General features: G+C 73.2%; 11 protein-coding genes. 4 read left to right on the top strand and 7 right to left on the bottom strand.

Annotated features, from left to right (window positions below):
* Positions 1 to 283 precede the first annotated feature (283 nt).
* Together ACIPLC_RS33545 and ACIPLC_RS33540 are read left to right on the top strand one after the other, a co-directional pair.
* Positions 284 to 1,789: a glutamate--cysteine ligase gene (locus tag ACIPLC_RS33545; RefSeq protein WP_400476814.1), complete on the top strand. Its 1,506-nt coding sequence runs from the start codon at positions 284 to 286 to the stop codon at positions 1,787 to 1,789.
* Positions 1,790 to 1,865: 76 nt separating this feature from the next.
* Complete coding sequence (locus ACIPLC_RS33540) at positions 1,866 to 2,654, top strand: CPBP family intramembrane glutamic endopeptidase (RefSeq protein WP_400476813.1); 789 nt, start codon at positions 1,866 to 1,868, stop codon at positions 2,652 to 2,654.
* Here ACIPLC_RS33540 and ACIPLC_RS33535 read toward each other — a convergent pair.
* The 6 genes from ACIPLC_RS33535 to ACIPLC_RS33510 all read right to left on the bottom strand — a co-directional run bounded on the left by ACIPLC_RS33535 (position 2,632) and on the right by ACIPLC_RS33510 (position 8,373).
* The gene (locus tag ACIPLC_RS33535) at positions 2,632 to 3,165 is read right to left on the bottom strand and encodes an HAD domain-containing protein (RefSeq protein WP_400476812.1); all 534 of its coding nucleotides are present in this window, start codon (positions 3,163 to 3,165) and stop codon (positions 2,632 to 2,634) included. The genes ACIPLC_RS33540 and ACIPLC_RS33535 overlap by 23 nt on opposite strands.
* Positions 3,166 to 3,265: 100 nt before the next feature.
* Positions 3,266 to 4,534, bottom strand: coding sequence for an MFS transporter (locus ACIPLC_RS33530; RefSeq protein ID WP_400476811.1), 1,269 nt, complete (start codon positions 4,532 to 4,534; stop codon positions 3,266 to 3,268).
* A 60-nt stretch (positions 4,535 to 4,594) separates the two neighbouring features.
* Positions 4,595 to 5,296, bottom strand: coding sequence for a dienelactone hydrolase family protein (locus ACIPLC_RS33525; RefSeq protein ID WP_400476810.1), 702 nt, complete (start codon positions 5,294 to 5,296; stop codon positions 4,595 to 4,597).
* A 66-nt stretch (positions 5,297 to 5,362) separates the two neighbouring features.
* On the bottom strand, positions 5,363 to 6,772 hold the full coding sequence (locus tag ACIPLC_RS33520; RefSeq protein ID WP_400476809.1) for a sugar porter family MFS transporter: 1,410 nt from the start codon (positions 6,770 to 6,772) through the stop codon (positions 5,363 to 5,365).
* Between the two features lie 262 nt (positions 6,773 to 7,034).
* Positions 7,035 to 7,688, bottom strand: a complete 654-nt coding sequence (locus ACIPLC_RS33515) for an FMN-binding negative transcriptional regulator (protein WP_400476808.1) — start codon at positions 7,686 to 7,688, stop codon at positions 7,035 to 7,037.
* Positions 7,689 to 7,701: 13 nt separating this feature from the next.
* Positions 7,702 to 8,373 (bottom strand): pyridoxamine 5'-phosphate oxidase family protein, encoded by a 672-nt coding sequence (locus tag ACIPLC_RS33510; protein WP_400476807.1) that lies wholly within the window; start codon positions 8,371 to 8,373, stop codon positions 7,702 to 7,704.
* 34 nt (positions 8,374 to 8,407) lie between these two features.
* Between ACIPLC_RS33510 and ACIPLC_RS33505 the strand changes: the two genes are divergently transcribed.
* Both ACIPLC_RS33505 and ACIPLC_RS33500 read left to right on the top strand, forming a co-directional pair.
* Positions 8,408 to 9,745: an aminotransferase class I/II-fold pyridoxal phosphate-dependent enzyme gene (locus tag ACIPLC_RS33505; RefSeq protein ID WP_400476806.1), complete on the top strand. Its 1,338-nt coding sequence runs from the start codon at positions 8,408 to 8,410 to the stop codon at positions 9,743 to 9,745.
* A gap of 225 nt (positions 9,746 to 9,970) precedes the next feature.
* A complete protein-coding gene (locus ACIPLC_RS33500; RefSeq protein WP_400476805.1) occupies positions 9,971 to 11,185 on the top strand; it encodes a GDSL-type esterase/lipase family protein in 1,215 nt (404 codons plus the stop codon).
* Between the two features lie 110 nt (positions 11,186 to 11,295).
* On the opposite strand, the gene ACIPLC_RS33495 is transcribed toward ACIPLC_RS33500, so the two are convergent.
* The gene (locus ACIPLC_RS33495; protein WP_400476804.1) at positions 11,296 to 12,654 is read right to left on the bottom strand and encodes an NAD(P)/FAD-dependent oxidoreductase; all 1,359 of its coding nucleotides are present in this window, start codon (positions 12,652 to 12,654) and stop codon (positions 11,296 to 11,298) included.
* Positions 12,655 to 12,763: the final 109 nt, after the last annotated feature.

The raw sequence follows: 12,763 nt of genomic DNA, 5'->3' as shown, positions 1-12,763 counted from the left end.
GCCGTGTCCGGTTGTGCATGATCGCGGTGCCGGCGCGGTCGCCGCCGTCGACGAGGGCTTCGAGGCGGAGCGGGCCGGCCGGAGCGCAGTGCGAATTCTATCGAACAGGTGCGCAGGGTGACCTGTTTATCACAGGCGGTGGCGTCGGGCAAGTCGGCAGATGTGCTGATTCTCCGTCAGTTTCCTTGCATTGCAAGCCAGTACAAGCATTCGGGTATCGATCTTCGAGGTGGGCATGATGCTTGCACGGTCGAGTCGGCCGGTGTCTCAGGAGGAGGGGACCGTGGGCGAGAAGGTCGTGGCGACTCGGGCTGACCTGGCGGACCGGCAGCTGTACCGGCGCAAGCTCCAGGCCTGCCTCGACGCGCTCGGGCGGATGCTGCGCGAGGACCGGTTCGACCGGCCGCGGGCGGTCATGGGCCTGGAGATCGAGCTCAACCTGGCCGACGAGGACGGCCTGCCGGCGCTGCGCAACGCGCAGGTGCTGAGCGCGATCGGCTCCAGTGACTTCCAGACCGAACTGGGCCGGTTCAACGTCGAGGTGAACATCGTGCCGCACCGGCTGTGCGGGCACGTCTTCGAGGACCTGCGCGAGGAGATCGACACCGGGCTGCGCTACGCCGACCGCCGGGCGGCCGAGGCCGGCGCCCGGATCGTCATGGTGGGGATCCTGCCGACCCTGGAACACGGCCACACCGGCCTGGACGCGATCTCCCACAACCCGCGCTACAGCCTGCTCAGCGACCAGATCCTGGCCGCCCGCGGCGAGGACATCGCGCTGGACATCGAGGGGGTCGAACACCTCCAGCTGGAGACGATCACCATGGTGGCCGAGGCCGCCGCGACCTCCCTGCAACTGCACCTGCAGGTGACCCCGGAACGCTTCTCCTCGGTGTGGAACGCGGCCCAGGCGATCTGCGGGGCGCAGCTCGCGCTCGGCGCCAACTCGCCGTTCCTGTTCGGGCGGGAGCTGTGGCGGGAGACCCGTCCGGTGCTGTTCCAGCAGGCCTGTGACACCCGTACGGCGGAGCTCAAGGCGCAGGGCGTGCGGCCGATCACCTGGTTCGGCGAGCGCTGGGTGGACTCGGCGTACGACCTGTTCGAGGAGAACCTGCGGTACTTCCCCGCGCTGCTGCCGATCTGCGACGACGAGGACCCGATGAAGGTGCTCGCCTCCGGCGGCGCGCCCCGGCTCGCCGAGATGCGGCTCCACAACGGCACGATCTACCGCTGGAACCGGCCGGTGTACGACATCGCGGGCGGGATCGCGCACCTGCGGGTGGAGAACCGGGCGCTGCCGGCCGGGCCGACGGTGGCCGACACGCTGGCGAACGCCGCCTTCTACTACGGGCTGGTCCGGGTGCTCGCCGGGCAGCCCCGACCGGTCTGGACCCGGCTGCCGTTCGAGCGGGCCGACGAGAACTTCCGGCAGGGCGCCCGCTACGGCATCGACGCGGTGTTCCAGTGGCCGCGCCCGGGCCGGGCGGGCCGCGGCGGCGGGCTGACCACCGTGTCCGCCGTCGACCTGGTGCTCAACGAACTGCTGCCGATGGCCCACCAGGGACTGGACGAGTGGGGCGTGGAGCCCGCCGACCGGGACCGCTACCTGGGGATCATCGAACAGCGCTGCCTGCGCCGCACCAACGGCGCGGCCTGGCAGAGCGCGACCTTCCACCGGCTGCGCGAGCAGTACGGGATGGACCGCCCGGCCGCGCTCGCCGCGATGACCAGGCGCTACATCGAGCACATGCGCACCGGCGAACCGGTGCACACCTGGCCGGTCGGGTAGCCGGACCGCTGTGTCAGGATGATCGCTCCGGCGGTCGGCCGACGGCCGGAGCGACGCCCGCCCCGCTGGAGCCCCCGTGACCACCGTCCCGACCGCACCGGAGACCGCGAAGCCCACGCGCCGGCTGCTCGGCGTGGAACTGCTGATCGTCCTCGGCCTCTCCCTCGGGGCCAGCGGCGTCAGCGCGCTGATCAGCTTCGCGGCCTCGCTCACCGAACCGGTCCGACTCGGCCAGCAGGTCGCCACGTTGAACGGCTCGCGCGCGCCCGGGCGGCCCTGGCTGGACCTGGTGTGGCAGCTGTACTACATCGGGCGCGGCCTGATGCCGGTGGTGCTGGTCGGGTACCTGCTGGTGCGCGAGGGCGCCGCGCTGCGGGTGCTCGGTTTCGACCTCGGGCAGAAGCTGCGCGACCTCGGCCGGGGCGCCGCCGTGGCGGCCGCGATCGGCGGCTCCGGGCTGGTGCTGTACCTGGCCTCGCAGGCGGCCGGCTACAACCTGACGGTGGCGCCGTCCGGGCTGCCGGACGTGTGGTGGCGGGTCCCCGTGCTGGTGCTCTCCGCGTGGCAGAACGCCGCCCTGGAGGAGGTCGTCGTCCTCGGCTACCTGCTGCGCCGGCTCGGGCAGTCGGGCTGGTCGTGGCCGGCGGCGGTGGTGGCGAGCTCGGTGCTGCGCGGCTCGTACCACCTGTACCAGGGGGTCGGCGGGCTGGTCGGCAACATGGTGATGGGGGCGGTGTTCTGCCTGCTGTACCGGCGCTGGGGGCGGGTGATGCCGCTGGTCGCGGCGCACGCGCTGATCGACACGGTGGCCTTCGTCGGGTACGCGCTGCTCGCCGGGCACGTCAGCTGGCTGCCGACCCCTTGAGCGGGAGGCCGCCGGCCGGGGTGCGTGGCGGCCGGGCGAGCAGGCGGTCGACGTGCCGGCGCTCCAGGCCCTGGCCCGGGTCGATCGGCAGCAGCAGGCGGTCGCGGCGCCAGAGGGAGTTGCGGACCAGCCGCGGCGGGATGACGTCGTCCACCCAGGCGAACGGGCGGCCTGCGGCGTAGCGCAGCAGCGGGGCCCACTTGCGGGCCGAGAACAGCTCCATCAGCGGGACACGCGGGTCACCGGGTTGCGGGACGTCGCCGGTGAAGCGGACCAGCGGGAGGGTGGGCAGGCCGATCGCCGGGGCGATGTGCGCATTGGCGTGCTCCTCCCAGCTGGTGGCCCACACAAGTTCGTAGGTGCCGGCCAGTTCGCGCAGCCAGGCGCCGTGCCGGGCGGAGAGGAGCACCGCGTAGCCGAACAGGGTGTGGGTGTCGAACCCGGCGTCCGGGTGCGGGCAGACCGGGTTGAGCACCCCGTCGACGTCCAGGAACAACAGCGGCTTCGGCACCAGTGGTCCTCCGGAGACGGTGGTGGGACTTACCTGGTCGGACGAACCGGGCGTACCGGTGGTTGCGTACGGCCGGGCGCACGCGGGGCGCACGGGGCGCTCACGGCGCGGCCGCCGGCTCGGGGGCGGCCACCGGTGCGTCGGCGGTGCTCCTGCGGGCCAGCCGGCGGACCTGAGGTTCCAGCAGCACGACCGCGCTGAGCACCAGGCAGACCACGGCGCAGGCCCACAGCGCGCCCGAGAGGCCGAGCACCGTGGCCGCCGGGCCGGCCAGCGCGATGCCGATCGGGGACAGCGAGAAGGAACCGAGCTCGTCGTACGCGGCGACCCGGGAGAACATCTCCTCGGGGATCTCCTGCTGGAGCGCGATCATCCAGTTGACGCCGAAGACGGTGACGCCGACCCCGGACAGGAACATCGCGAGCGCGAGCAGCGGCAGCGGCGCGCCCGCGGCCAAGGCCAGGGCGGGTACGCCGAACAGGAACACCCCCCAGTTGCCGACCAGCAGGATCCGGCGGGGCCGCCAGCGGACCATCAGCACCCCGGTGACCACCAGCCCGACGCCGTAGGCGGCCATCGCCAGGCCCCAGTCGGACGCCCCGCCGAGGCGCTCCTTGGCGACCGTCGGCCCGTACACCGACTCGACGGCGCCGATGCAGGCGACCAGGACGGAGAACTGCGCCACGATCACCCAGAGCCAGCGGCGGGAGGCGAACTCCCGCCAGCCCTCCCGCAGATCGCGCAGCATGCTGTGGCCCTGCGGGGCGGGCGCCTGCTCGGCCTCCAGGAAGAACCGGAGCGAGGCGGCGACCAGGAAGCAGGCGCCGTCCAGGGCGAGCACCCAGCCGGGGCCGACGGCGGCGGTGAGCGCGCCGCCGAGCGCGGCGCCGCCGATCTGGGAGGCGTTCTGGCCCATCCGGAACACCGAGAAGGCCCGGGCGGCGTGCTCCGGGGCGACGGCCTGCAGCATCATGCCGCCGGAGGCGGGGGAGTAGAGCGCGTACCCGGCGCCGCCGGCGGCGGAGAGCAGCATCAGCTGCCAGAGCCGGATGTCCCCGGCCAGCACCAGTGCCGCCAGGACGACCTGGGACAGGCCGCTGAACAGGTTGGCGGCGACCATGAGGTGGTGCCGGGGCATCCGGTCGGCGAGGGCGCCGCCGACCACCAGGAGCAGGACGGTGGGCAGCAGCCGGGCGGCGGTGACGTAGCCGACCTCGGACGTGGTGCCGCCGTGGCCGAGCACGGCGAAGGCGGTGGCGATGGGGGCGCCGGCATTGCCGAGGCCGCTGACCACGGTGGCGGCGGTCTGGATGCGGAAGTTGCGGCTCGCCCAGGCGAGGCGGCTGGGGCGTGGAGGTCGGGTCGGCACCTGGTGACTATGGCCGCGGTGCGTACAGGTGTCTATCGGGTTTTCACAACTGGACCGGTCCTAGCCGAGGTGGCCCCGGAGGAAGGTGAGGGTGCGGCGCCAGGCCGTCGCGGCCTGGAACGGGTCGTAGGTGCCGAGCGGGTTCTCGTCGTTCATGAAGGCGTGGCCGGCCGGGTAGAAGTGGATCTCGGGGCGGACGTCGGTGGCCTCGCCGATCCGGATCGCGGCCTCGTCGACGACGGCCATCGGGATCGAGCCGTCGAGTTCGCCGAAGTGCCCCAGGACGTGGGCGGTCAGGCCCCGGTAGTCGAAGTCCGGGTCGGGCGGGAGGCCGTAGAAGGGCACCACCGCGGCGACCCGGTCGCCCTCCCGGGCGGCCAGCAGCAGGGCGAAGCCGCCGCCCATGCAGAAGCCGACCACGCCGACGGCGTCGCCGACCACGCCGTCCAGTGCGAGCAGGTGGTCGACGGCTCCGGAGAGGTCCTCGACGGCCCGCTCGACCGGGAGTTCGCGGGTGAGCCGGGCCGCCTCGGTGCGGTCGTGGGTGGTGGCGCCGCCGAACAGGTCGGGGGCCAGCACGGTGAAGCCCTCGGCGGCGAAGCGGTCGGCCATCGTCGCGACGTGCGAGGTGAGGCCCCACCACTCCTGCACCACCACCAGGCCCGGCCCGAGGCCCCGGGGCGGGCGGGCCAGGTACCCGTGCGCGGTACGGCCGTTGCTCGGGAAGGCGACGTTCTGCTGGGAGCCGCCCTGGTCAGGCATGGGTTCCTCGCGGGGGGTCGGGCCGGATGCGGCGGGGACTCGACGGGGACTGGACGGGGGGCGGGCTCAGCCCATCTCCTCCAGGGCGCGGCCCTTGGTCTCCCTGATGCAGAAGGCCACGAACGGGATGGAGAGCAGCGCGAAGGCCGTGTAGATGACGTACGTCGCCGACAGGTTCCAGTCGGCGAGGTCGGGGAAGCTGACGGTGATCGCCCAGTTGGCGATCCACTGGGCCGAGGCGGCGACGGACAGCGCGAGCGCGCGGATCCGGTTGGGGAACATCTCGCCGAGCAGGACCCAGACCACCACGCCCCAGGAGAAGGCGAAGCAGAGCACGAAGACGTGCGCCGCGATCAGGGCGACGGTGGCGTGGGTGTTGTCGAGGGTGGCGGTGTCGCCGGTGCCGTGCCGGTACGAGAACGCCCAGGCGGCGGTGGCCAGCGCGAGCGCCATGCCGATCGAGCCGGCCAGCGCGAGCGGCTTGCGGCCGATCCGGTCCACCAGCACCATCGCGATCACCGTGCCGATCACGTTGATGATCGAGGTGGAGAGGCTGATCAGCAGCGAGTTGGACTCGTTGATGCCGACCGACTGCCAGAGGAAGGAGGAGTAGTAGAAGATCACGTTGATGCCGACGAACTGCTGGAACACCGAGGCCCCGATGCCGACCCAGACGATCGGCAGCAGGCCGAACCGCCCGCCGAGCAGGTCCTTGATCCGGGGCTTGTGCGAGGACTCCAGCACGGCGCGGATCTCCGCGACCCGGGCGTCCAGGTCGACGTCCTCGCCCTCCACCTCGCGCAGGACCTTGCGGGCCTGATCCTCCCGGTGGTCGGCGATCAGGTAGCGCGGCGACTCCGGGATGGCGAGCGCCATCAGCCCGTACACCAGGGCCGGGATGGTCTCCACGCCGAGCATCCACTGCCAGGCCTGGATGCCGCCCAGGTGGCCGGTGGACTCGCCGCCGGCGGCCTGGTTGATCGCCCAGTTGGCGAGCTGGGAGACGGTGATGCCGAGCACGATCGCCATCTGCTGGAAGGAGGCGAGCCGGCCGCGGTAGGCGGTCGGCGCCACCTCGGCGATGTAGGTGGGCGCGATCACCGAGGCGATGCCGATCGCGATGCCGCCGACCACGCGCCAGGTGGCCAGCACCTGGATGCTCGGCGGGAACATCGAGCCGATGCCGCTGATCGCGAACAGGGTGGCGGCCAACAGCATGGTGCGGACCCGGCCGAGGTGGTCGGCGAGCCGGCCGGCGGCCACCGCGCCGGCCGCCGAGCCGAGCAGGGCGATGGCCACCACGAAGGCCGTTTCGCCGTTGCCCACGGCGAAGTGCCTCTGGATGCCCGTCACCGCGCCGTTGATCACCGCGCTGTCGTAGCCGAACAGGAACCCGCCCATCGCGGCGGCGGCGGAGATGAAGATGACGTGCCCGAGGTGGGCCTCGCCCGCCCGATGGCCGTTGACTGTGGACAAGCGCGCTCCCCGAGGTGGACGGGCCCGCTCTGACGGCCGAGTGGGCAGGACTCGTCTCACATTCGAGCAGCGGCGCGGCCGCCCTGCCCGAATTGGGGACCGATCGGGTGATCGGGGGTCAGTCACTCGGGGCGTGTCGGGCAGTTCACGCCGGGCGTGCGAGCTGACTGGCGCGCCCTCGGGTCAGTCGGTGCGCCCCCGGGGCCGGCTGACGCGTCCCAGGGTCGGCTGCCGTACCGGGGCCGGCCGACGCACTCCCGGTTCAGTCGACCCGCCGCTGGTGGCGGCGCAGCAACTGGGTGCGGGCGGCGGCGTCCTGGTCGCGCCGGGGGTGCGGGGCGCTCGCCCGGCCGGCCTCGCGCTCGGCCAGCCGGTCGGCGATCGCGTACTGGGCGTCGGCCGGCTTCTTGTCGTCGTACTTGAACTTGGCGCGCACCTCGCGGACCGTCAGACGGAGCCCGCGCAGGCCGGGGAGCAGCCGGGAGAACTCGCCCTCACCGGGCACCACCCGGGTGTCCGGCGTCTCCGGCTGGAAGTGCGCCAGCTGGCGGTTGAGGATCTCCGCCTTGCCCGCCGCGGACTCGACGAGCTCGGCGGTGCAGTGGAAGTGGACGGAGGCGTAGTAGCTGGTGGGCGTGCCCGGCTCGCCGCGCCAGTGGCCGGGCGCGAAGGCGTAGCCGTCGGTGACCGCGAGGGTGACCTGAGGGTCGGCCCGGACGGCGGCCAGCAGCGGGTTGGGCGCGGCGAGGTGGAGCAGGATCTCGCCGCGCCCGGCGTCCAGCAGGAAGTGTGTCGGGACGAGCACCGGGCCCTCGCCCGGTCCGCCGTTGGCGGCGAGCAGGCCGAAGTCGCGGCCCTCGGCCAGCCAGGCGCGCCACTCCTGTTCGTCGCCGCGGTCCCAGGATCTGATCAGCATCGGCGGGACTCCGTCAGCGGAGGTAGCCGCGCAGGTGCGCGGGCAGCGGGACGGTGGTGGAGGCGGCCGGCTCGGGGGTGCCGTGCACGGTGGTGACCGGGATCAGGCCGGACCAGTGGGGCAGGTCGAGGTCCTCCGGGTCGTCGTCGGCGCCGTCCTCGCGGGTCTTGGCCGAGACCTCGTCCAGGTCGAGACGGAGGACGGCGGTGGCGGCGAGTTCCCTGGCGTTGGGCGGGCGGACCTCGGCGGAGCGGCCGGGGATCGCGTGGTCGACCAGCGCGGCCAGCGCGACGTCCAGCTCCTCGGGGTCGGTGACCTGGTGGGCGGTGCCGTGCGCGATGACCGAGCGGAAGTTGACCGAGTGGTTGAACGCGGACTTGGTCAGCACCAGCGCGTCGACCAGGGTGACGGTGAGGCAGACCGGCAGGCCCTGGTCGCCGGAGGCGCTGCGCAGCGGACGGCTGCCGGTGGAGCCGTGGACGTACAGCCGGCCGCCGACGCGGGCGTAGATGGTCGGCAGGACGACGGGGGCGCCGTCGGCGACGAAGCCGAGGTGGCAGAGGTACGCGTGGTCGAGGATGTCGTGGATCGCCTCCTGCTCCCAGGTGGCGCGGTCCTTGTAGCGGGTGGGGGTGGTGCGGGGGGTGCGGGAGTAGCTGGCGGAGCCTTCTGAAGGAGCCGACATGACAACCTCTATGTACTAGTGCATAATTTACTTTGTGCTAGGAGACTATCCGCTGAAAGGGCGACGCGCCAGCGAAATCGCGTCCCACATCGAACAGGGCGTCAGCACCGGACGCCTCGCCCCCGGAACCGCGCTGCCCCCGCTGCGCGACCTCGCCGCCGAACTCGGCGTCAACCCCAACACCGTCGCCGCCGCCTACCGGCTGCTCCGCGACCGCGGAGTGATCGAGACCGCCGGCCGCAAGGGCAGCCGGATCCTGCCCAGGCCCGCGCTCACCCCGCGCGACCAGATCCGCGTCCCCGTCCCCCCGCACGCCCGCGACCTGTCCGCCGGCAACCCCGACCCGGCGCTGCTGCCGGACCTCGCCCCGGTCCTCGCGGCCGCCGCCGGGGCCGCCCACGCCGAGCCCGTCCTGTACGGGCACCCGGCCATCGACCCCGGGCTGCTCGCGCTCGCCCGCGCCTCCTTCGAGGCCGACGGCCTGCCCGGCGGCCCGATCGCCGTCGCCTCCGGCTCGCTCGACACCATCGAGCGCATCCTCGCCACCCGGCTGCGCCCCGGCGACGCCGTCGCCGTCGAGGACCCGGGCTGGGGCAGCCTGCTCGACCTGCTGCCCGCGCTGGGCCTGCGGCCCGCGCCCGTCCGGCTGGACGACGAGGGCCCGCTGCCCGACTCGCTCGCCGCCGCGCTGGCCGAGGGCGCCCGCGCGGTGGTGGTCACCAGCCGGGCGCAGAACCCGACCGGCGCCGCGCTCACCGCCCGCCGGGCCGAGGAACTGCGGGCCGTCCTGGCCGAGCACCCCGGCGTGCTGCTGATCGAGGACGACCACGGGCACGGCATGGTCGACCAGCCCTACCACCCACTGGTGGGCGCCGACGCGCGGCACTGGGCCGTGGTGCGCTCGGCGGCCAAGGCGTACGGTCCGGACCTGCGGCTCTCGGTGGCGGTCGGCGACCAGGACACCATCGGGCGGGTCACCGGACGGCTGCGCCTGGGCGCCGGCTGGGTCAGCCACCTGCTCCAGCGGGCCGTCGCCGAACTGTGGCGCACCGACGCGGTGCCGGTCGCCCGGGTGGCCGGCGTCTACCGGGCCCGCCGGGACGCGCTGCTCGGCGAACTCGCCGCGCGCGGCATCGAGGCGCACGGCGAGAGCGGACTGAACGTCTGGGTACCGGTGCCGGACGAGACCTCCGCGCTGGCGGCGCTGGTGCAGCGCGGCTGGGTCGCGGCGCCCGGCGCGCGCTACCGCATCCAGTCCCCGCCCGGGCTGCGGCTCACCGTGGCCCAGCTGGAACCGGCGGACGCACAGCGGCTGGCCGAGGACCTGGCGGCCGTGCTGGGGGCGGCCGGGGGCGGTTCGCGGCTGGTGTGAACCGGGCTCCGCCGGTCCGGTTCGAACCCGGCGCTCCGATGGTCTGAACCCGGGGCCCCACTGGTCTGAACCCGGCGGTAACAAAGCGGGAAACCTGGTGCAGATACCTAGCGGTAACCAGCGCGGGCATGTCATGTTCATCGCGCCACCGGCCGGCGGCCCACCCTCACCTACGCGTCTTCCCGTCCCCACCGCACGGGGAGACCGAGCCGCAGGAGTTCCGCCGTGCCCGAAAACAGTTCGAGCATCACCCGCAGCGCCCCTCGACTCCACCGACGGCTGCTCACCGCGGCCCTCGCCCTCCCGCTGGCCGCCGGCGGCCTGATGGCCGGCGGCCTCGCCGCCGCCGCGCCGGCCGCCGCCGCCCCCGCGCCCCTCGCCGCGCCGGGCGGCCCCACCGCCAGCGTCACGCTCGGCGACAGCTACATCTCCGGCGAGGCCGGCCGCTGGACGGGCAACGCCGCCGGCACCAGCGGCAGCCGGGCCGGCACCGACCGCGCCTGGAACGGCAGTTCCGCCGACCCCTCCCGGATCTACGGGCCCACGGCCGCGAGCGGCTGCGACCGCTCCGACGTCGCCGAGGTGCTCAGCGCCTCCACCGGCGCGCAGAACGAGATCAACCTGGCCTGCTCCGGCGCCGTCACCGCGAACATCTTCCGCGCCGTCAACGGCGGCCAGACGCTCAAGGGCGAAGCCCCGCAGGCCGACCAACTCGCCACCGTGGCACGGCAGAACAACGTCAAGCTGATCACGCTGTCGATCGGCGGCAACGACCTCGGCTTCAGCGGCATCATCTCCAACTGCGTCCAGGACTACCTCATCTGGTACTCCTACTGCCACGACTCCGCGCAGTCCTCGATCGACTCGAAGATGCCCACCGCGATGGCCGGGGTCGGCAAGGCGATCGACGAGATCCGCGCGGTGATGGCCGACGCCGGCTACGCGCAGGGCGACTACCGCCTCGTCCTGCAGTCCTACCCCTCGCCGATCCCGCGCAGCGCCGAGATGCGCTACCCGGAGAGCGGCTGGACCCGCTCGAACACCGGCGGCTGCCCGTTCTGGGACGGTGACGCCGACTGGGCGCGCGACTCGATGGTGCCGCAGATCTCCAAGTCGCTGGCCACGGTCGCGGCGAGCAAGGGCGCCCAGTTCCTCGACCTCTCCGACATGCTGCAGGGCCGCGAGGTCTGCTCGACGGCCACCCGGCAGCCGACCGCCACCGCCGGACCGTCCGCGACCACCAGCGAATGGGCGCGCTTCCTGGACGGCGGCCTCAACACCACGCAGGGCGTGCTGCAGGAGTCGATGCACCCCAACTACTACGGGCAGCAGGCGCTCGGGCGCTGCCTGACCCTGCTGTGGGGGCAGAGCAGCGGCGACTACGCGTGCCGCAACACGGCGGGGCAGGACGCGAGCGGGATGTACCTGACGGCGCGGTGACGTCGTGGCGCTGTGACGTCGCGGCGTGGTGACGCTGTGACGTGGTGACGTCGTGGCGCGATGCCCGGCGCCCGGCTCCGGACCGGTTCCGGAGTCGGGCGCCGGGTGGCTCAGCCTTTGGCGAGCAGGGCCTGGGCGTGCGCCCGGACCTGATCCTTCGTCAAGTAGGAGTCGGTGTACTCGAAATCGCGCAGCCGGGCGGGTTGGCGGGCGAGGAAGCCGGTCCGGACGAAGTCGTCCCCGGCGGTGGCGTTGAGCAGCCAGTTGGCGCCCACCCGGAACTTGGCCGCGTTGGTGCGCATCGCCATCAGGTGGTAGCCGCGGGCCACCAGCTGGGCCGGCACCCCGTGCAGCTCCACGCCGAGCGGCTTGGACACCGCGTCCTTGCCGCCGAGGTCGACCACCAGGCCCAAGTCCTTGTGGTAGTAGGGCTCCAGAGGCTGGTTGCGGAGCGCGGCGATCACGTTGTTGGCCACCGCACGGCCCTGCCGGGCGGAGTGCTGGGCGGTCGGCGGGCAGACCGCGCCGTCGCCCTTCGCGAGGTCCGGTACGGCGGCTGCGTCGCCCAGCGCGAACACGCTCTCGAACTGCGGCACCCGCATCTCCGCCGTCACCGCGAGCCGACCGCGGACCGTCTCCGCGTCCAGCGTGCCGATCAGCGGGCTCGCGGCCACCCCGGCGGTCCAGATCAGCGTGCGGCAGGGCAGTACTCGGCCGTCGGTGAACTTGACCGACTCGGCGCCGACTTCGGCCACCGAGACACCGAGCGACACCTCGATCCCGCGGCCGCGCAGCACCTCCAGGGCGGCCAGGCCCAGCGCGTCGCCCAGCTCCGGCATCAGCTTCGGGGCGATGTCGATCAGGTGCCACTTGATCTGCCGGGCGTCCAGGCGTGGGTAGCGGCGGGCCGCGGCGGTGGTCAGGCGTTGCAGGCAGGCGGCCGTCTCGGTGCCCGCGTAGCCGCCGCCGACGACCACGAACTGAAGCCGGGACTCGCGCTCCCGCTGGTCCAAGGTCGCCGAGGCGAGGTCGAGTTGGGCGATCACGTGGTCGCGGACGTAGGTCGCCTCGGCGAGCGTCTTCATCCCGCGGGCGTAGTCGGGCAGGCCGGGGATGTCGAAGGTGCGGGTGACACTGCCGGGGGCGAGGACCAGGTAGTCGTACCTCTGCGCCACCACCTCGTCGGTGATCTTGCGGACCACGCACACCTTGGAGGCCGGGTCCACGCCGATCGCGCCGCCCGGAACGATGTGGGTGCGGCGCAGCGTGCGGCGCAGGGAGACCGCCACCGACTGCGGGGTCAGCACGCCGGCCGCGACGTGCGGCAGCAGGGGCAGGTAGAGCTGGTAGCTGAACGGTGTGACCAGCGAGATCTCGGCCTCCGACGGCGCGAGCTTGTGTTCGAGTCGGCGGGCGCACTCCAGGCCGGCGAAGCCGCCGCCCACGATCAGGATCCGAGGTCGTTCCATCGCTCATCCCTTTGCCGTGCAGGTCGTAACCGCGAAGGTCCCCATTGCTGTCCGCCACACTCGCACGGAGCAGCGGGGGCTGCCACCGGGGTGGGGCGGATGGTGGAGG

Origin of the sequence: Kitasatospora sp. NPDC086801 (assembly GCF_044745805.1) — a bacterium.
Classification (GTDB): Bacteria; Actinomycetota; Actinomycetes; order Streptomycetales; family Streptomycetaceae; genus Kitasatospora.
The sequence above is the reverse complement of the archived record's forward strand: the minus strand, read 5'-3'. Positions and strand labels throughout refer to the sequence as shown.